This window comes from Falsiroseomonas sp. RANM36, from assembly GCF_056682175.1.
In genome coordinates this window covers 1,284,525-1,304,142 of the sequence record NZ_JBWXTD010000003.1, presented here as the reverse complement: position 1 = coordinate 1,304,142, position 19,618 = coordinate 1,284,525, and the positions used below count along the sequence as shown (strand labels likewise).

The following is a 19,618-nucleotide window of genomic DNA, read 5'->3' as shown; positions in this document are numbered from 1 at the left end:
TTTACCCCCCCGGTCGTCCCGCGCGGCGGGGGGGGGGCGGGGGGCGGGGGTTACGGTGGCCCCGCGGGCGGGCGCCGCCGGCCGCGCCGGCTTCACCGCCAGCGCGGTCTGCTCCGTCACCGACGACCCGCCGACGCTGCTGGTCTGCCTCAACCGCGCCAGCCGCGGCAATGCGCTGTTCAAGGCCAATGGCGTGCTGTGCGTGAATACGCTGGCCGCCGGCTGCCGGGCGCTGTCGGACGCCTTCGCCGGCAAGGGCGGTCTGGACACTGAGGGCCGCTTCGCGCTGGCAAGCTGGAGCCGGCTGGCCACCGGCGCGCCCGTGCTGGAGGAGGCGGCGGTGGTGGCCTTCGACTGCCGCATCACCGAGGTGGTGGAGAAGGGCTCGCACAGCGTGCTGTTCGCCGAGATCGCGGCGATCCGGCAGGGCGCGCCGGGCGGGGCGCTGATCTGGTACGGGCGCGACTACCACCCGGTGGGCGCAATCGAGGCGGTCTGACTTCGTTCCCCCGACCTGATTCCCCGTTTGTGTCGGCCAGGCAGGCCTGCGACGCTGCCTCCGTGCCCGGCTGGGGGTCATGCGAATGTCGAACAACTATGCCGGTCTGCGGCACGCTTTCGGCCGCGACACGACGGCGGCGAAGCGCTGCGCCGAGCGCCTGCTCGCGCTGCGGCAGAACCTTGCACCGCTGCGCAAGCGCAAGAGCGACAGCGCGCTGCTGCTGGCGACCTGGAACATCCGCGACTTCGACTCGAACAAGTTCAAGTTCGGCCCACGCCTGCCGGAAACCTTCTACTACCTCGCCGAGATCATCTCCTGCTTCGACCTGGTCGCCCTGCAGGAGGTGGATCGCGACCTCCGTCCGCTCGAGACGCTGATGCGCATCCTCGGCCGCGAATGGGACTACATCGCGACCGACACGACGGAAGGCCCAGGCGGCAACAATGAACGCATGGCCTTCGTCTTCAACCGGGAGAAGGTGTTCTTCCGCAAGGTCGCGGGCGAGGTGGTGCTGCCCGAAGGACAGCTCGTCGTGTCCCGCAGGAAGGTGAAGCCGCCGAAGGAGCAGCCGGAAGCGAAGCCGACAGAGACCGAGGTCAAGCAGCAATTCGCGCGCACGCCTTTCCTCGTCGCGTTCCAGTCCGGCTGGTTCCGCTTCAGCCTCTGCACCGTGCACATCTACTACGGGAACGAGTCGGGGGAGCAGTTGAAGCGCCGCATCGACGAAATCGAACGCCTCGTGAAGTTCTTCGCGGATCGCCAGGACAAGGCCAGCCGGCAGGAGAAGGACAGCAGCGGCGCGGTGGAAAACTACATCCTGCTCGGCGACTTCAACGTGGTCAGCCCCGAGCACAAGACCATGGCGGCGCTGAAGAGCGAGGGATTCACCGTGCCGGCGGCGATCGACGGTCGCAAGGTGCGCGGGCCGCACAACCACTTCTACGACCAGATCGCGGTGCGCGTGAAGGATCCGCGCTTCCGCGTGGCGGGCGGCGGCATCGTGGACATGTTCGCCGAGGTGTTCCGGGATAGCGCTGCGGATCGGGCGCTTTACGCGGCCTACCTTCCCGCGAAGGACCCGGAGAAGGATCCGAAATTCCGCGCGAAGACGGCGGCCGCGCTGTACCGGAAGTGGCGCACCTGGCAGATGTCGGACCACGCGCCGCTCTGGATCGAGATCGACACCGACTTCTCGGACAGCTACCTCGCAGGCATCGCAAAGCGCTGAGGCGCTACCACTCCCCATAGAACACGCCCGCCGCCTTGTGGCGGTCGGTGCGGAGTTCGGCCTCGGCCCAGGTCAGCGTGGTGCGGCGCTTCAGGCCGCAGAACCAGGCCAGCAGCTTCTCGCGCATCGCCTCCCGCACATCCTCCAGCGATGGATCGGCGCCGAGGTCGTGGAATTCTTCCGGGTCGGCGGCGAGGTCGAAAAGCTGCGGCCGGTAGCCGCTGCTCCAATGCACGTATTTCCAGCGCGCATCCCGGACCATCCAGGCGTGGTGCTGGCCGGTGGGATGACCCAGGCGACGCCGCGCGCCGCGGAAGGTCCAGTCCAGCTCGCTGAACACCGCGTCGCGCCAGTCACCGGCGGCGCCGCGCGTCAGCGCCAGCAGCGACCGGCCCTCCACGACATGCAGCGCGGGATCGAGCGCCAGCGCGTCCAGGATCGTCGGCACCACGTCGATCGCCTCGACGAAGCGGTCCTCCGCCGTGCCGCGCGTGGCGTCGGCCTCGGGCGAGGGATCGTAGAGCAGGAACGGAATGCGCTGGACGCAGTCGTGGAACAGCTCCTTCTCGCCGAGCCAATGGTCGCCGAGATAGTCGCCATGGTCGGAGCAGAACACGACCAGCGTGTCCTTCCAGCGCCCGAGCCGCTCCATCTCCTCCCACACGCGGCCAAGGTGATGGTCCAGCTGCGAGATCAGTCCTTGATAGGCCGGGCGCACCGTGCGGATGCAGGCATCGTCCTGGAAACTGCGGGCGACCTCCTCGTCCTGCCAGGCGCGCATCACGGGATGCGCGGCGTCGCCGCGTTCATCCGGGTGGCGTGAGACGGGCAGGCACTCGTTCTCGGAATACATCGCGTGGAAGGGCGCGGGCGCGATGTAGGGCCAGTGCGGCTTCACATAGGACAGGTGCAGCACCCAGGGCGCATCGCCCTGCCGGCGCATGAAGTCGAGCGCGACATCGGTGGTGTAGGCGGTCTCGCTGTGCTGTTCCTTCACGCGGGCGGGCAGGCGCGCATTGCGCATCTTCCAGCCGTTCAGCACGCGGCCTTCCGCATCCTCCACCGCGATCACGTAGTCGGTCCAGGGGTCCTTGCTGTCGTAGCCCTGCGCGCGCAGCCAATGCGCATAGGCGCTGTCGGGCTCCGCATGATGGCCGTCATGGCGGTCCACCAGGGTGAACCAGCCCTCGTCCAGCAGCGCCTTCAGGTCGTGCTGACCATCCAGCTGCAGCCGCTTCATACCGCGCGCATCGGGCAGCACATGCGTCTTGCCGGCCAGCGCCAGCGTGCGCCCCGCCTCGCGCAGGTGCCAGCCCAGCGTCACCTCGCCGATCGAAAGCGGGACGCGGTTGTGCGTGGCGCCGTGGGAGGCGACGTAGCGGCCGGTGTAGTAGCTCATCCGCGACGGGCCGCAGATGCCGGACTGCACATAGGCCTGGGTGAAGCGCACGCCGCGCGCGGCCAGCGCATCGAGGTTCGGGGTCCGCAGGAAGGGGTGGCCGGCGCAGCCCATGTGGTCCCAGCGCAGCTGGTCGCACATGATGAACAGCACGTTGCGGATCGCGCTCATGCGATGCCCCCGAAGCCCGGCAGGCGCGCAGCGAAGCACCCGGGCGCGGCGCCGGCAATCCGGCGGCGCGTCGGCGAAGCGCATGATCCGAACGCCACCGGGCCATGGTGGCGCGTCGGTCCGGGCGGCGTAAGCTGGCACCCGGCTACAGGGAGGAGAGAACGCCATGTCGCACTGGCCGACATCACCCATGCCTCGCCGCACGCTGATGCTCGCCGCCGCGGGTTTCGCGATGGCGCATCGCGCAGCGGCACAGGCCGACGTCACGCGCATCGTGGTGAACTTCCCGCCCGGCGGCGCGCTGGACGGCACCGCGCGGCTGGTCGCGGATCACGCCGCGCGCGCCGGCCGCGGCACGGTGGTGGTGGAGAACCGGCCCGGCGCGGGCGGCAACATCGGCTCGGCCGCCGTGGCGCGATCCGCCCCGGACGGCAGGACGCTGCTCGCCGCGCTCGACACGGCGCTGACGGTGAACCCTCACCTCTTTGCCTCGCTGGGCTTCGACCGTGGCGCCCTCGTGCCGGTGGCCAATCTCGGGACCTTCCAGCTCGTGCTGCTGGTGCATCCAAGCCACCCCGCGCGGACGCTGGACGACTTCATCGCGGCCGCGAGGCGGCAGCCGCTCTTCTACGCCTCGGGCAGCGTCGGCTCGCCCGGCCACCTGGCGATGGAGCATCTGCGCCAGGTGGCCGGCCTGCCGAAGGATGCGCTGGAACACGTTCCCCAGCGCGGCAACGCCGAGGCGCTGACGGCGCTCGTCTCGGGCACGGTGCCGGCCGGGTTCCTGGCGATCGGTGGCGGGCCGGACCTGGTGCGCTCCGGCCGCCTCCGCGCGCTTGCTGTCTCCGGCCCGTCGCGGGCGGCGGTGCTGCCGGATGTGCCGACCGTGGCCGAGAGTGGCTTCCCGGGGTTCGATGTCCGCATCGCCAACATGCTCTTCGTGCCGCGCGGAACGCCGCCGGCCGCGATCGCGGAGTGGTCGGCCCTGGCCCGCGACGCCTTGGCGAGTGAAGCCGCGCGGGCGCGGCTCGCGGGCTGGGGCATCGAGGCGGGGCAGGAAGACCCCGCCTCGATGCTCGCCGCCAACGACGCGCGCTGGGCGCGGGTCGTGCGGGAGGCGGGAATGCAGGTCCAGTAGCGAGACGCGTCGCTTGGACGAAAAGCCCCCGCGCGGGGGCGCCGCCGCGCAGGGGCAAGGAGGGATCGCTGCGGAGCGCCCCCGCCTCCTCGGCCCGCGCGCCGCCCAGGGTCAGGGCCAGCAGCAGCAGGGCGAGGCGGGCGGCGCGCATCTCAGGGGCGCGCCGGCAGGCAGGCGGCGGAAAGCTGCGCGAAGGCCGCGGCGCGGTGGCTGATGGCGTGCTTCGCGGCGGGCGCCATCTCGCTGAAGGTTTGCGCGCCGCCATCGGGGACGAACATCGGGTCGTAGCCGAAGCCGTTGGTTCCGCGCGGCGGCCAGACCCATTGCCCATGCGCCTCGCCCAGGAAGCCCTCGGTATGGCCATCCGGCCAGGCGAGCACCAGCGCGCAGGAGAACCAGGCGCGGCGGTCCTTCGCATGGCGGGCGAGTTTTTCGACCTTTGCCATGGCCATGGCGTAGTCGCGCCCCTTCGGCGTCTGCGCCCAGTCGGCGGTGTGCACGCCCGGCGCCCCATCCAGCGCGGCGACGGAGAAGCCCGAATCGTCGGCCAGTGCCGGCAGGCCCGAGGCCCGCGCCGCGGCCAGCGCCTTGATCCGCGCATTGCCGAGGAAGCTGCTTTCGGTCTCCGCCGGCTCCGGCAGGCCGAGCTCGCCGGCGCTGACGACCGAGAGGCCCCAGGGCGCCAGAAGCTCCGCGACCTCGCGCACCTTGCCGGCGTTGTGCGTGGCCAGCACCAGCTTCGGGCCGGTGAGCAACCGGTGCGTCACGCCTTCACGGCCTCGCGCTGCTTCGCGAACAGCTCGCCCGTGCCCTTGCGCGCCAGGCCGAGCAGCGCGGTGAGCTCGGCCTCGGTGAAGGGCGCGCCCTCCGCGGTGGCCTGCACCTCCACCACGCCGCCCGCGCCGGTCATGACGAAGTTGCCGTCCGTCTCCGCCTTGCTGTCCTCCTCGTAGTCGAGGTCGAGCACCGGCGTGCCCTGCCAGATCCCGCAGGAGATCGCCGCCACCTGGTCGCGCAGCGGGTTCTTCTTGAGGATGTTCTTGCCGATGGCGTGCTGGAAGGCCAGGTGCAGCGCCACCCAGGCGCCGGTGATGGAGGCGGTGCGCGTGCCGCCATCGGCGGTCAGCACGTCGCAATCCAGCGTGACGGTCATCTCGCCCATCGCCTTCAGGTCCGTGACCGCGCGCAGCGACCGGCCGATCAGGCGCTGGATCTCCTGCGTGCGGCCGGACTGCTTGCCGCGCGCCGCCTCGCGGTCGCTGCGGGTATGGGTGGAGCGGGGCAGCATGCCGTATTCGGCGGTGACCCAGCCCTGGCCCGAATTGCGCAGGAAGGGCGGCACCTTGCCCTCGATGCTGGCGGTGCAGAGGACCTCCGTCACGCCGAAGCGCACGAGGCAGGAGCCTTCGGCGTGGCGCGCCGCGCCCGGGGTCAGCGTCACGGCGCGCAGCTCGTCGGCCTGGCGCTTCGAGGGACGGTAGAAGGGCGGCTTGAAGCCGGCGGGGAACTCGATCATGGCGCGACGGCTAATCCCGCCCGGCCGGCGCGTCCAGCGTCAACCGCGGCAGACGATGCGCGGCTTGCCGTTCCGGCCGACCAGCACCGCCGCCTGCCGCCCCGCCGCGCAGAGGCCGCGCAGCACGGCGGGCGCCGAGAGCAGCGTGCCCCCCGCGACGCGCGCCACCCGCACCCGCGAATGATAGGCCAGCCCCCGCCCCGGCTCGGCCGAGTGGTACTGCGCGATCGCATCCGACCAGTTGCCGGTGCGCCGATGCAGGTCGCGCAGGAAGCGGACCGCATAGGCGACGTTGCGCGGCGGATCGAAGGCGGCCTCGAGGTCGGGAAAGGCCTGCGGATGGTGGAACAGGTTCACCTGCATGCAGCCGACATCCACCGAGGCGATGCCGCGCGCGCGCAGCGCCTCCACCTCCGCGATGGCGGCGCCCTTGCTCTCCGGGTAGCGGCCGGCGCCGTCGGCATTGATCGCGAAGGGCCAGGGGGCGACGCCGCCGCCCGGCGCGGGCCGCCCGCTCTCCACCCGCGCGATGGCCAGCAGCAGCCCGGCCGGGATGCCGGCCCCGCGCTCGGCGGCGGCGATGGCGCTGCCGCAGGCGGTCCAGGCATCGGCCCGCGCCGCCGCGGGCAGGGCGAGCAGGAGGGCGAGCAGCGCGAAAAGGGCCGGGCGGCGCATGGCGGGGCAGCCTGCGATGCCGGCCGGCCGCGGTCCAGCGCCGGGTCAGGTTGACCCCGGCCACGGCGTTTCCATACTGTTCCCTGAAGCAAGACGGTCCGGGACGCGCAGCACCATGGGTCCGATGCACCGGCCACCACGCCCCGCAGGGGTGCCGGCCATGAGCCTCTCCGCCGCCGGCACGCCGCCCCTGCCGCCCGGCCTGGACGACCGCGGCGCCGCCATCCTGCGCGAGCTGGTGGAGCTCTATGTCGCCACCGGCGAGCCGGTGGGCAGCCGCACCCTCTCCCGGCGGCTGCCGCAGGCGCTTTCGCCCGCCACCATCCGCAACGTGATGGCGGACCTCGAGGATGCCGGGCTGCTCTACGCGCCGCACACATCCGCCGGGCGGCTGCCGACGGAACGCGGCCTGCGCCTCTTCGTGGACGGGCTGCTGCAGTTCGGCGCGCTCGCGGAGGAGGAGCGGGACGCCATCGCCGCGCGCTGCGCCGGCGGCGGGCGCAGCCTGCAGGACACGCTGGCGGAGGCGGGGCAGATGCTCTCGGGCCTGGCCGGCGCCGCGGGCCTTGTCGTCGCGCCGAAGAGCGAGGCGCCGCTGCGCCATATCGAGTTCGTCGCCCTCGGCCCCGGCCGGGCGCTGGTGGTGCTGGTGACGGCGGATGGCCAGGTGGAGAACCGGGTGATCGAGGTTCCGCCCGGCCTGCCGCCCTCCGCGCTGGTGCAGGCGGGGAACTACCTGAATGCACGCCTGTCGGGCCGCACGCTGGACGAGGCGCGCGGCGCGGTCCAGGCGGAGATCGCGGCGAACCGCACCGCGCTGGATGAACTCACGCAGCAGGTGATCGCCGCCGGGCTGGCGACCTGGTCGGGCGGCGTCGGCGGCACGCTGATCCTGCGCGGCCAGGCGAAGCTGCTGCAGAACCTGGACCAGGTGGCGCGCGTGCAGGAGATCCAGGGCCTGTTCGAGCGGCTGGAGACGCAGGAGACGATGCTGCGCCTGCTGGATCTCGCGCAGCGCGGCGAGGGCGTGCAGATCTTCATCGGCGCCGAGAGCGGCCTGTTCGACAGCGCCGGTCTTTCCATGGTGGTGGCGCCCTTCCGCAACGCGCAGGACCAGCGGATCGTCGGCGCGATCGGCGTGGTGGGGCCAACGCGGATCAACTACGGGCGCATCGTGCCGGTGGTGGACTACACGGCGCGGGTCATCGGGCGGCTGCTGGGCTAGGCGGGATAACGCCCGACTGCGAAGCCGCGCGGACCGGAACGCGCTTCGTCGTCTTCCGCCGCACCTGCCAGCTCTTGGACGTGCCGCTCGCGCGCCGCTCGAGGTGAAAATCCGTCAGCGGTCGGATCAGCTCGATGAGTTGCTTGCGCGGCCAGCGCTTGCGGAAGTCGGGCGGCAGAAGCTGGCCGACCGTGCTGAGATTCGCCCAGCCATCCTTTGCCGCCGCATCGACGGCCTGTCCGACCATCGCCGCAAGCTCCGCGTCACCGTCCGGTACGTCGCGGAGCACCTGATCCATCAGGAAGAAGCGGTCGAAGGCGTCGCGATAGGGCTCGGGCGCCTTCGCCTCCCCGAAGCCCAGCGCCAGCAGCCCGGCGCGGCGGAGGCGCGCCACAAGCGCGCCGAAATCACTGTCGCTCGACATCACGCAAACCCCGCCGAACTGCCTCGAATGCAGCAGGTCCATCGCATCGATGGTGAGCGTGAAGTCTGCGGCGTTGCTGCGGGCCCGGCCACCATAGAACGGCACCCTGAGCACCCCATGCCGCCTGAACATGTCGTCCCAGCCGCGCAGGCATGTGTTCGCCCAGTCGCCATAGGCGCGGCGCTCCGCGATCTCGCCGTAGCCCGCCGCCAGTTGCACGACGCGATCCAGGGCAGCAGGCTGCGCGTTCTCAGCGTCGATCAGAAGGGCCAGCCGGCGCATGGCTTCATGCTGCGAAGCGCCAAGCGACGCCGCAATACGCAAGTTGCGCACATCGCGTGCGGAATGGTCAGGAAAGGTGGCACGGCGTCACGGCGCCGCCACAGGCCTGCCGCGAAGATCAGCGACACACCATATGCCAATGTCACCAGGCATGACTGACCCAAGGGCTTCCTCCATGCGGATGCGTCTCGCCCTGCTTCTCCCGCTGCTCCTGCTCGGCGCCTGCGCGGTCGTGCCGCCGGCCGGGCCCACGGTCTTCGCCCTGCCGCCCGAGGGAAAGGACCTGCAACGCTTCCAGGCCGAGGACGCGCAGTGCCGCAACTACGCCTTCGGCCAGATCGGCTACGCGCCGGCGCAGGCGGCGACCAACGCGGCCGTGGGCAGCGCGGCGGTGGGCACCGCGCGCGGCGCGGCGGCCGGCGCGTTGATCGGCTCGGCCAGCGGGCAGGCCGGGGCGGGCGCGGCGATCGGGGCGGGCACCGGCCTGGTGGCGGGATCGGCGGTGGGCGCGGGGAACGCCGCGGCCTCTTCCGCCGGACTGCAGGCCCGCTACGACGCCGCCTATGCACAGTGCATGGCAAGCGCCGGGAACCGGCTGCCGGCGCCGCCGCAGGTCGCCGTGGTGCCCTATGCGGCACCGGCCTATCCCTACCCCTATGCGTATCCCTATCCCTACGCCTACCCCTACTACTGGGGGCCGCGAGTCTCCCTCGGCTACTACCGCGGCTATGGCTATCCGTATTACCGGCGGCCCTATCCCGGCTGGCGCTGGTAAGGCACGCGCCGGTCAGACGGCCCGCATCTCCGCCTCGGCCGGCGCCGCCTCGGCGCCGCCCAGCGCGCCCACCAGCGCATCGCGCAGCGCCTTCAGCTTGCGCTCGTTCTCGACCTTCAGGCCGAACACGTCCTTCACATAGAACACGTCCACCGCGCGCACGCCGTAGGTCGTGATGTGCGCGCTGCCGATCTGCAGGCCCTGCTCGCTGATCGCGGCCGTCACGTCGTGCAGCAGGCCGGGCCGGTCGCGGCCATTCACCTCGATCACCGTGTGCGAATTCGACGCGTGGTTGTCGATCACGACGCGTGGCGGGATCTGCACGGCGCGCAGCCGCGCAGGCTCGCGCCGCAGCTTGCCGATCTCGGCCTCCAGCCGGAGGCGGCCGGACAGCGACTGCTCGATCAGCACCGCCAGCCGCGCCAGGCGATGCGGCGCGTCGAAGGCGCCGCCGGCGGCGTCCTGCACCCAGAAGGTGTCGAGTGCCATGCCGTTCGTCATGGTGTGGATGCGCGCATCCACGATGGAGGCGCCGGCAACGGCCAGCGCGCCGGCGATACGGCTGAACAGCCCCGGATGGTCGGTGCAATACACCGTCACCTCCGTCACCGCCCGCGCCTCGATCACGCGCGATCGCACCGTCAGCGGCGCCGCGTCGCGCTCGGCCTCGCGGATCATGTGCGCGTGGCGCGCATGCGTCTCGGGATCGAAGGAGAGCCAGTAGCCGGGATAGCCGAGCGAGAGGAAAAGCTCCCGCTCCGCTTCCGTCAGGTCGTCCAGCAGCGCGGCGGCGGCGGCGCGGGCGCGCGCGACGCGGGTGTCGCGCTCGGGTACCGAGAGCCCGCCCGCCAGCACTTCCGCCACGCGCCAGTAGAGCTCGCGCAGCAGCGTCGCCTTCCAGCCGTTCCACACCTTCGGCCCCACGGCGCGCATGTCGGCGACCGTCAGCACCAGCAGCAGCCGCAGGCGTTCCGGCGACTGCACGGTCTCGGCGATGTCGAGGATGGTCTTGGGGTCGTCGATGTCGCGCTTGAAGGCGGTCTGGCTGACCAGCAGGTGGTTCAGCACCAGCCAGGAGACCGTCTCCGTCTCCTCTGGCGTCAGGCCCAGGCGCGGGCAGAGATCGAGGGCGATCTCCGCGCCGAGCTCGCTGTGATCGCCGCCGCGGCCCTTGGCGATGTCGTGCAGCAGCACCGCGACATAGAGCGCACGGCGCGACTGCACCTGGCCGATCAGCTCGGATGCGACCGGCGCGATCTCCGCCAGCTCGCCGCGCTCCAGCGCGCCCAGCACGCCGATCGCCTCGATCGTGTGCTCCTCCACGGTGAAGACGTGGTAGGTGTCGAACTGCATCAGCCCGACGATGCGCGCCCAGTCCGGGATGAAGCGGGAGAGGAAGCCAACCTCGTTCAGCGTGCGCAGCCAGCGCGCCGCGTCGCGGCCCGACAGCACGTCGAGGAACAGCGCATTGGCGTCCGCGTCGTCGCGCAGCCGCACAGCATAGCGAGCATTGCGCACCAGGGCGCGATGCGCCAGCGGATGCAGCTCCAGCCCGCGGTCGCGCGCGGCGCGCACCAGGCGCAGCATGATGGCCGGATCGGCCGCGACGTCGCGGTCCGGCGCGAACAGCGCCTTGCCGTCGGCCAGCGCGATGCCCGCCTGGCACAGCGCGGCGTCTCCGGCCGGCAGCACCGCCGGCACGCCGAGCGCGGCGCGCTCGATCGCCGGCTCCAGAAGGCGGGTCAGGCGCACCACGTCCCGTGCCGTCAGGAACAGGTGCTTCATGAAGCGCTCGACGCCGTCCTGCACGCCGTGGCGCGTATAGCCCATGCGGGCGCCGACCACGGGCTGCAGGTCGAAGGTGAGCCGTTCCTCCGCGCGTCCCGTCACGTAGTGGAGGTGGAAGCGCACGGTCCAAAGGAAATTCCAGGCGCGGCGGATGGCGCGCGCCTCCTGCGGCGTCAGCAGGCCGCCGCCGGGGCTGTCGCGCCCCACCAGCTCCGGCATGCGCTGCACGCCGAAGGCGTGGCGCGCCAGCCAGTACAGCGTCTGCAGGTCGCGCAGCCCGCCGCGCCCCTCCTTCACATGCGGCTCCACCAGGAAGGGGCTGTCGCCGTAGCGCGCATGGCGCGCGCTGCGCTCGGCGCGCTTGGCGGCGAGGAAGGCGGCAAGGCCCGACTGCTTGCGGAAGGCCGCGAAGGCGGCGTCGAAGCGGGCATGCACCGTGGCGTCGCCGGCCAGGTAGCGCGCATCGATCAGCGCCGTCTGGATGGTGACGTCGCCGCGGGCGTCCTCGATGCATTCGGCGACCGTGCGGGTGGCGTGGCCGACCTTCAGCCCGAGATCCCAGAGCAGGTAGAGCATGAACTCCACGCCGCGCCGCCCCTGCGGCCCGAGCGGCTGGTCCGACAGGAACAGCAGGTCGATGTCCGAATAGGGCGCCAGCACCCCGCGGCCATAGCCGCCGGTGGCGATCAGCGCGAAGGATGGCTCGGCCTTCGTCCCGCCCTCGGGCCCGGAAGGGACCATGGCGATCGTGTAGGCATGGATCGCGGCGACCAGCCCGTCGGTCAGCGCGGCGAGCCAGCGCGCGGCCGCGAGGCCGGAGAGCTCATGCGCCTCGAAGGCACGCTGCACCTTGCCCTGGATGCGGCCGAGCTGCCGGCGCAGCTGGCCCAGCGCCTCGTCGCGCGGGATCGGGCGGCCGCCCGGCAGCAGCGCGGCCACCAGGTCGGGCAGCACCTCGGGCGACTCGGCAGCGGGCGAACCCGCCGCGTCGGGTGCGTGCGCAAGTCTCATTCGGATCACGGTTTCACGATACCGGACAGTGGCCGCCAGCAACAGTGTCGTCGTGTTGCGCTGCGTCATGCTCCGCAAGAAGCGACTTCAGGCGGTAGAGCGCCTCCTGCGCCTCGCGCGGCGAGAGGGCGTCGGGGTCCAGTTCCGCAAGCGCCGCGTGCAGCGGGCTGGCCGGGGCGGCCGGGGGCGCCGCGGCCGGCCTTGCGAAGAGCGGAAGCTCCTCGGCCAGCGCGTCCGGCCCGCCGGCCCTGGCGCGCGCCTCCAGCGCGTTCAGCACCTGGTTGGCGCGGGCCAGCACCGGGCGCGGCACGCCGGCGAGGCGGGCGACATGCACGCCCCAGGATTTCCGGGCCGCGCCGTCGCCGACCTGATGGCGGAAGACGACCTCGCCGCGCCATTCCGCCACCTGCATCTGCGCCAGGCGCAGCTCCGGCAGGCGGCCGGCGAGCGCGGTCAGCTCGTGGAAGTGGGTGGCGAAGATGGCGCGGCAGCGGATGCGATCATGCAGCGCCTCCAGCACGGACCAGGCGATGGCCAGCCCGTCCCAGGTGGCGGTGCCCCGCCCGACCTCGTCCAGCACCACCAGGGAGCGCGGCGTGGCGCCGTTCAGGATGGCGGCGGTCTCGGCCATCTCGACCATGAAGGTGGAACGCCCGCCGGCGATGTCGTCTCCGCCGCCCACGCGCGAGAACAGCCGGTCCACCAGGCCGAGCCGGGCGGAGGCGGCGGGGACGAAGAGGCCGGCCTGGGCGAGCACCACGATCAGCGCGTTCTGCCGGAGCCAGGTCGACTTGCCCGCCATGTTCGGCCCGGTCAGCAGGCACAGCCGCCTGCCGGGCGAGAGGTCGCAATCATTCGGCACGAAGGCGGGCCCGCGGGCCTTGCGCAGCGCCGCCTCCACCACCGGGTGGCGGCCGCCGGCGATGGCGAAGTCGGGCCGGTCGGTGATGTCCGGCCGGCACCAGCCGCCCTCCTCGGCCAGCGCGGCGGCGGCGGCATGCAGGTCGAGCTCGGCGATGGCGCGCGCGGCCTCGGCGATCGGGCCGCCGGCATCCAGGAGCAACCGGCGCAGATGCTTCACGCAGGCGCGCTCGCGCTCGGCCGCGCGCGTGCCGGCCTCGGCCACCTTGCGGTCGAGCTCGGCCAGCGCCGTGCAGGTGAAGCGCACGGCGTTCGCCATGGTCTGGCGATGGATCGGCGCGTGCTCGGGCCTGAGGCCCTTCGGCGGGTCGCGCAGCAGCTTCTCGGCCGGGGCGGCGGGCAGTTCGGCCAGAAAGCCGAATTGCTGGTGGTGGCGGATCTTGAGGCTCGCCACGCCCCAGGCCTGGGCGAGGTCGAGCTGCAGCGCCGCGATCGCCTCCCGCCCGCCATCGCGCAGCCGGCGCAGCGCATCCAGCTCGCCGTCATAGCCGGCGGCGATGATCCCGCCATCCTCCAGCCGCGCCGGCAGTTTTTCGGCAAGCGCGCGGCCGAGCTCCGCGGGCAGCGCCGGGTCCAGGCGCAGCGCCGCCGCGGCCTCGGCCACCAGCTGCGGCACCGGCAGCGCGGGCTCGGCGAGCGTCGCGACGAGATGCGCGGCGAGGTCGAGCCCCGCCCGCAGCGCGCCAAGGTCGCGGGGCGCGAAGCGGTCCAGCGCCAGCCTGGCCAGGGCGCGGGCCATGTCCGGCGCGCCCTTCAGCGCCGCGCGGATCGCGCCGCGCAGCGCCGCGTCGCCCAGCAGGAAGGCGACCGCGTCATGCCGCGCGGCGATCGGCGCGGCCTCGGCCAGCGGCGCGGCGAGCCGCGCAGCGAGCTCGCGCGCACCGGCGGCGGTCAGGGTTCGGTCAACGGCGGCGAGCAGCGTCGCCTCCGCCCCGCCGCGCTGATCCCGCAGGATCTCCAGGCTGCGCCGCGTGGCGGCGTCCAGCGCCAGCACGCCGGCGGAATCGGTCTGCGGCCGCGGCGGATCGAGGCGCGGCAGCAGCCCCGCCTGGGTCTCCCGCACATAGCCGAGGGCGAGCGCCGCGGCGTCGAGCTCGCCGGCGGCGAAGCGGCCGAAGCCGTCCAGCGTCGCGACGCCATAGGCCTCCCGCACCAGCCGCGCCGCGTCGCGCGGCACGAGCCGCGGGGCGATGCGGCCCGGCAGGCGCTGCACGAGCTCGGCGTCCTCCGCCAGCTCCGGCGCCGTCACGGCTTCCGCCGGCTCCAGCCGCGCCAGCAGCGCGCCGAGCTCCGCGCGATGGATTGTCGCGGTGCAGAAGCCGCCCGTGGAGATGTCGAGCCAGGCGGCGCCGAGCGCGTCCTCGGCCGGCGCCAGCGCCAGCAGCCAGGCGGGGCGGGACGCGTCGAGCAGCCCGTCCTCCGTCACCGTCGCCGGCGTGACGACACGGACGACTTCGCGCCGGATGGTGGGCGCCTTGCGGCGCTTGGCTTCCTCCGGCGTCTCCATCTGGTCGCAGATCGCCACGCGCCAGCCGGCGCGGATGGCGCGGGCAAGGTAGGTGTCGAGGGCGTGGGCCGGCACGCCGGCCATCGGCACGGGCTGGCCGCGATGCTCGCCGCGATGGCTGACGGCGATGTCGAGGATGGACGCAGCCTGCTCGGCATCACTGAAGAAAAGCTCGAAAAAATCGCCCATGCGGAAGAAGACGAGGGCGTCGGGATGCGCGGCCTTGGCGGCGAACCATTGCGCCATGGCGGGGGTGGCGCCGTCCGCCGGCGGCACGCGGCTGCCTTCGCTGCGCAGGGACGGGGTGGGCCGATCCATCACCGCCTTCCTAGAGCGGTTTCCGTCGCCGTGGAAACGGCTCTAGGCTCGGCACCCTGGAGAGGAAGGACCAAGGACGCATGATGAATCGCCGTGGATTGCTCGCCGGCGGCGCCGCCGCGATGGCCGCCGGCGCACTGCCCGCCGCGCCCGCCGTGGCACAGAACACCCGCGCCGCCACGCTGCGCTTCGTGCCGCAGGCCAACCTCAGCGTCCTCGATCCGATCTTCACCACCGCGACCGTCACCGGCAACCACGGCTACTACGTCTTCGACACGCTCTACGGCGTGGACGCCGAGCTCAAGCCGAAGCCGCAGATGGCCGAGGGGCACGAGGTCTCCGCGGACGGCCTCACCTGGCGCATCCGCCTGCGCGAGGGGCTGCGCTTCCATGATGGCGAGCCGGTGCGCTCGGTGGATTGCGTCGCCTCGCTGCGCCGCTGGTGCGCGCGCGAGCCCTTCGGCCAGCTGCTGGCCCGCCAGGTCGAGGAATGGAGCACGCCGGACGACCGCACCATGGTGATCCGGCTCAAGCGGCCCTTCCCGCTGCTGCTGGATGCGCTCGCCAAGCCGGATTCCTCGGTGCCCTTCATCATGCCGGAACGGCTGGCGCGCACCGATGCCTCGCGCGGCATCACGGAGATGATCGGCTCCGGCCCCTATCGCTTCATGGCGGGCGAGTTCAACTCCGGCAGCCGCGTCGTGTACGAGAAGTTCGACGGCTATGTCCCGCGGCAGGAGGCGCCGACCTGGACTTCCGGGGCGAAGGTCGCGCATTTCCGGCGCATCGAGTGGCACATCCTGCCCGACCCCGCCACCGCCGCCGCCGCGCTGCAATCGGGCGAGGTGGATTGGTGGGAGCGTCCGCATCCCGACCTGCAGCCGCTGCTCGCCCGCGCCCGCGACGTCCGGCGCGAGGCGACGGACCCGACGGGACGCCTTGCGGTGATGCGCATGAACAACCTCCAGCCGCCTTTCGACGATGTGCGCATCCGCCGCGCCGTGCGGCTTTCCGTCGCGCAGGAGGACTACATGCGCGCCTCGCGCGGCGACGACCGGACGGACTGGTCCGTCGGGCGCAGCCTCTGGCCGCGGCACACGCCCTATTTCGAGGATCTTGCCGAGCTGATGCCGGGCGATCTCGACAAGGCGCGCGATGCGCTGCGCGCGGCGGGCTATGCCGGGCAGAAGGCGGTGATCATCAACCCCACCGACTTCCCGGATATCGGCCCGCTCGGCCACGTCACCGCCGACCGGCTGAAGCGGATCGGCATGAATGTGGAGCTCGCCGAGACCGACTGGGGCACGGTGGTGCAGCGTCGCTCGAACCGGGAGCCGGTGGAGCGCGGCGGCTGGTCCATCCTGCACACCACCGGCGGCGCCACGGCCTGGGCCAACCCGGCGATCTCCTTCCTGGTGCGTGGCCAGGGCGAGCGCGGCTGGTTCGGCTGGTGGAAGAACGACCGCGCCGAGGAACTGGCCGAGGCCTGGCTCTTCGCGCCGGACCCCGCGCGGCAGCGCCAGATCGCCTCGGAGCTCGGGCGGCTGGCGCTGGACGAGGCGGCCTTCCTGCCGCTCGGCCAGTTCGTGATCCGCACGGCCTTCCGGCGCGACATCACCGGCATCCTGCCCGGCTCCGCGCCCTATCCCTGGAACGTGCGCCGCGCCTGACACGTGCGCCGCGCAGGATCCTGGACGCCGCCCACCCGCCCGGCGCAGGCTGCCAGGGCACGTTCCGATCGACTGGAAGCAGTCGATCGGAAAGTCGTGCTCTGGACATCATGCTTCCGGAGCAGCCCATGCCCGTTCGGTGGAATCGCGGAGCGGTTCCACCGAACGGGCGCTGCTCCGGGCGGGGAGGAACCACGCCATGGCCGTCACCGGGCTCGACCACGTCAACATCCGCTGCCGTCCGGCCGACCTGCCGGCGCTGCGCCGCTTCTGGGGCGAGGTGGTGGGGCTCTACGAATGCGCCCGGCCCGATTTCGACTTCCCCGGCATCTGGTTCTGGTCGGGCGCGCGGGCCGTGGTGCACATCGCCGCGCGCGCCAAGGACAGCGACCCCTGGCCGCCCGCCGATCACGGCGCCTTCGGCCACGTCGCCTTCCGCGCCGAGGGGCTGGAGGCGACGCGCGCGCGGCTGCAGGCGCTCGGCATCGCCTTCCGCGAAGCACCGGTGCCGGGCTTCCCGCTGCACCAGATCTTCCTGCAGGACCCGACCGGACTCACCGTGGAACTGACCTTCGCGGAGACGCCCGCGGGCTGAACCGGACGGCGACGGGCAGGAAAAAGAAAGGGCCGGCCGCATCGCTGCAGCCGGCCCGAAGGGCCGATCGCCCCTTGCGGAGCTCCGGCCTCGTCGGCGGCGGCCTGCCGGGAAATGGCCGACACCGATCATATGGGACCGCGCGCGCCGGGCGCCCGCCAACCCATCGAGGTGAGGATGGGCCAACGCTTCTCTCACCGTGATGGTGCCGGGCTGAAATTGCCGTAATGCGCGGGTCGCGAGGTGCTTTGTTGCGCCGACATCCGCCGGCCCGCTGGCGCAGGCGTCCCGGCGGTTGACGCAAATCAAGGCCCTGTGCCCCATAGGCCCGGATAGAGAGCTGGCCCGCAGGACGGGCAGCCGGCCCAGCTTGGGGAAGAACGCATGTCGGACGCGCTGATCGCCGTGAAGCCCGAGATCGCCGCCAAGGCGCGCATCGACGCGGCGAAGTACCGCGCCATGTACGACCAGGCGGACAAGGACCCGGACGGCTTCTGGCGCGGCGAGATGAAGCGGATCGCCTGGATGAAGGCGCCCACGAAGATCAAGAACGTGGACTTCCACGGCGATGTCAGCATCAAGTGGTTCGAGGACGGCGTGCTCAACGCCTCCGTCTCCTGCCTCGACCGGCACCTCGCCACGCGCGGCGACCAGGTGGCGATCATCTGGGAGGGCGACGATCCGAAGAGCGACGCGAAGGTCACCTACCGCGAGCTGCATGCGCGCGTCTGCAAGCTGACCAACGGCCTGCGCGAGCTCGGCGTGAAGAAGGGCGACCGCGTCTGCATCTACCTGCCGATGATCGTGGAAGCGGCTGTCGCGATGCTCGCCTGCGCGCGCATCGGCGCGATCCACTCCATCGTCTTCGGCGGCTTCTCGCCGGACAGCCTGGCCAGCCGCATCCAGGATTCCGAATGCAGCGTGCTGATCACCGCCGACCAGGGCCGCCGCGGCGGGCGCAGCGTGCCGCTCAAGACGAATGCCGACGAGGCGCTGAAGCAGTGCCCCTCCATCCGCCACGTCGTCGTCGCGAAGAACACCGGCGGCGAGGTGCCGATGCAGGCCGGGCGCGACATCTGGTGGAGCGATCTCTGCGACCGCCAGAAGGACACCGCCGAGCCCGAGCCGATGGGTGCCGAGGATCCGCTCTTCATCCTCTACACCAGCGGCTCCACCGGAAAGCCGAAGGGCGTGCTGCACACCACCGGCGGCTACATGGTGTGGGCCAGCTTCACGCATGAGAACGTGTTCGACTACCGGCCCGGCGAGATCTACTGGTGCACGGCCGATGTCGGCTGGGTGACCGGCCACACCTACATCGTCTACGGGCCGCTGGCGAACGGCGCGACCACGCTGATGTTCGAAGGCGTGCCGAACTACCCGAGCGTGAGCCGCTTCTGGGACGTCATCGACAAGCACCAGGTCAACATCTTCTACACGGCGCCGACCGCGATCCGCGCGCTGATGCGCGAAGGCGAGGCGCCGGTGAAGAAGACCTCCCGCAAGTCGCTGCGCATCCTGGGTTCCGTCGGCGAGCCGATCAATCCGGAAGCCTGGCTCTGGTACTACCGAAATGTCGGCGACGAGCGCTGCCCGATCGTGGACACCTGGTGGCAGACCGAGACGGGCGGGATCCTGATCTCCCCGCTGCCGGGCGCCATCGCGCAGAAGCCGGGATCGGCGACGCTGCCGCTGCCCGGCGTGAAGCCCGCGCTGGTGGATGGCGAGGGCAGGATCCTGGAGGGCGCCACCGAGGGCAACCTCGTGCTGCTCGATTCCTGGCCGGGCCAGATGCGCACGATCTATGGCGACCATGCGCGCTTCGGGCAGACCTACTTCTCGACCTTCAAGGGGATGTATTTCACCGGCGACGGCGCGCGGCGCGACGCGGACGGCTACTACTGGATCACCGGCCGCGTGGACGACGTGATCAACGTCTCCGGCCACCGCATGGGCACGGCCGAGATCGAGAGCGCGCTGGTCGCGCATCCGAAGGTCGCCGAGGCCGCGGTGGTCGGCATGCCGCACGACCTGAAGGGCCAGGGCATCTACTGCTACGTCACGCTCAAGACCGGCGAGGAGCCGACCGAGGCGCTGCGCAAGGAACTCGTCGCCTGGGTGCGCAAGGAGATCGGGCCGATCGCGGCACCGGATGCGATCCAATGGGCGCCGGGCCTGCCGAAGACCCGCTCGGGCAAGATCATGCGCCGCATCCTGCGCAAGATCGCCGCCAACGAGACCGAGGGCCTGGGCGATACCTCGACGCTGGCCGATCCGACGGTGGTGCAGGACCTGATCGACAGCCGAGTGCGCTGATCCCGCCGCGGGGGGGGCCCGCCCCGCGGGGCCGCCCCCCCCCCCCCCCCCCCGCCGCTGGCCGCCCTGACGATGGGCTCGCCCTTCGACCGCTACGACGTCAACGTGCTGGTGACCCAGCCGGAGGGAAGCGGGGAGCGCGCGCCGGTCGTCGAGG

The 19,618-nt window shown here is 72.1% G+C and carries 15 protein-coding genes; 8 read left to right on the top strand and 7 right to left on the bottom strand.

All coding sequences use genetic code 11. The features are described 5' to 3' along the window. Positions 1-499 (top strand): flavin reductase (locus tag AC1MIR_RS11080; protein ID WP_480028213.1); only part of this gene is annotated, 499 nt, incomplete at its 5' end. 79 nt (positions 500-578) lie between these two features. Next, a complete protein-coding gene (locus tag AC1MIR_RS11075; RefSeq protein ID WP_480028212.1) occupies positions 579-1,730 on the top strand; it encodes an endonuclease/exonuclease/phosphatase family protein in 1,152 nt (383 codons plus the stop codon). Positions 1,731-1,734: 4 nt separating this feature from the next. Here AC1MIR_RS11075 and AC1MIR_RS11070 read toward each other — a convergent pair whose 3' ends face one another. After that, positions 1,735-3,300 (bottom strand): sulfatase-like hydrolase/transferase, encoded by a 1,566-nt coding sequence (locus AC1MIR_RS11070; RefSeq protein ID WP_480028211.1) that lies wholly within the window; start codon positions 3,298-3,300, stop codon positions 1,735-1,737. 190 nt (positions 3,301-3,490) lie between these two features. Here AC1MIR_RS11070 and AC1MIR_RS11065 point away from each other — a divergent pair, with 190 nt between their 5' ends. Beyond that, positions 3,491-4,438 (top strand): Bug family tripartite tricarboxylate transporter substrate binding protein, encoded by a 948-nt coding sequence (locus tag AC1MIR_RS11065; RefSeq protein WP_480028210.1) that lies wholly within the window; start codon positions 3,491-3,493, stop codon positions 4,436-4,438. 152 nt (positions 4,439-4,590) lie between these two features. Here AC1MIR_RS11065 and rdgB read toward each other — a convergent pair whose 3' ends face one another. The 3 genes from rdgB to AC1MIR_RS11050 are packed head-to-tail and all read right to left on the bottom strand — an operon-like array spanning position 4,591 to position 6,629. Continuing rightward, positions 4,591-5,205, bottom strand: a complete 615-nt coding sequence (gene rdgB / locus AC1MIR_RS11060; protein ID WP_480028209.1) for an RdgB/HAM1 family non-canonical purine NTP pyrophosphatase — start codon at positions 5,203-5,205, stop codon at positions 4,591-4,593. After that, a complete protein-coding gene (gene rph, locus AC1MIR_RS11055; protein WP_480028208.1) occupies positions 5,202-5,954 on the bottom strand; it encodes a ribonuclease PH in 753 nt (250 codons plus the stop codon). Before rph ends, rdgB begins: the two co-directional genes overlap by 4 nt. Before the next feature lie 39 nt (positions 5,955-5,993). Continuing rightward, a complete protein-coding gene (locus AC1MIR_RS11050) occupies positions 5,994-6,629 on the bottom strand; it encodes a lytic transglycosylase domain-containing protein (RefSeq protein ID WP_480028207.1) in 636 nt (211 codons plus the stop codon). A 124-nt stretch (positions 6,630-6,753) separates the two neighbouring features. Between AC1MIR_RS11050 and hrcA the strand changes: the two genes are divergently transcribed. Further along, the gene (gene hrcA, locus AC1MIR_RS11045; protein ID WP_480028206.1) at positions 6,754-7,854 is read left to right on the top strand and encodes a heat-inducible transcriptional repressor HrcA; all 1,101 of its coding nucleotides are present in this window, start codon (positions 6,754-6,756) and stop codon (positions 7,852-7,854) included. Here hrcA and AC1MIR_RS11040 read toward each other — a convergent pair. After that, positions 7,832-8,560 carry an NYN domain-containing protein gene (locus tag AC1MIR_RS11040; RefSeq protein WP_480028205.1) on the bottom strand — a complete coding sequence of 243 codons (729 nt, stop codon included), beginning with the start codon at positions 8,558-8,560 and terminating at the stop codon, positions 7,832-7,834. The two genes, hrcA and AC1MIR_RS11040, sit on opposite strands and share 23 nt — an antisense overlap. A gap of 175 nt (positions 8,561-8,735) precedes the next feature. Here AC1MIR_RS11040 and AC1MIR_RS11035 point away from each other — a divergent pair, with 175 nt between their 5' ends. Beyond that, on the top strand, positions 8,736-9,335 hold the full coding sequence (locus tag AC1MIR_RS11035; RefSeq protein WP_480028204.1) for a glycine zipper family protein: 600 nt from the start codon (positions 8,736-8,738) through the stop codon (positions 9,333-9,335). A 12-nt stretch (positions 9,336-9,347) separates the two neighbouring features. Here AC1MIR_RS11035 and AC1MIR_RS11030 read toward each other — a convergent pair whose 3' ends face one another. Both AC1MIR_RS11030 and mutS read right to left on the bottom strand, forming a co-directional pair. Then, complete coding sequence (locus AC1MIR_RS11030) at positions 9,348-12,134, bottom strand: [protein-PII] uridylyltransferase (protein WP_480028203.1); 2,787 nt, start codon at positions 12,132-12,134, stop codon at positions 9,348-9,350. Between the two features lie 13 nt (positions 12,135-12,147). Next, entirely contained in the window at positions 12,148-14,880 is a 2,733-nt protein-coding gene (gene mutS / locus AC1MIR_RS11025) for a DNA mismatch repair protein MutS (protein ID WP_480028202.1), read from the bottom strand. 83 nt (positions 14,881-14,963) lie between these two features. Between mutS and AC1MIR_RS11020 the strand changes: the two genes are divergently transcribed. The 3 genes from AC1MIR_RS11020 (at position 14,964) to acs (ending at position 19,461) form a co-directional block, all read left to right on the top strand. Further along, positions 14,964-16,550, top strand: coding sequence for an ABC transporter substrate-binding protein (locus AC1MIR_RS11020; RefSeq protein ID WP_480028746.1), 1,587 nt, complete (start codon positions 14,964-14,966; stop codon positions 16,548-16,550). Between the two features lie 199 nt (positions 16,551-16,749). Continuing rightward, entirely contained in the window at positions 16,750-17,145 is a 396-nt protein-coding gene (locus tag AC1MIR_RS11015; RefSeq protein ID WP_480028201.1) for a VOC family protein, read from the top strand. A 384-nt stretch (positions 17,146-17,529) separates the two neighbouring features. Then, positions 17,530-19,461, top strand: a complete 1,932-nt coding sequence (gene acs, locus AC1MIR_RS11010; RefSeq protein ID WP_480028200.1) for an acetate--CoA ligase — start codon at positions 17,530-17,532, stop codon at positions 19,459-19,461. Positions 19,462-19,618: the final 157 nt, after the last annotated feature.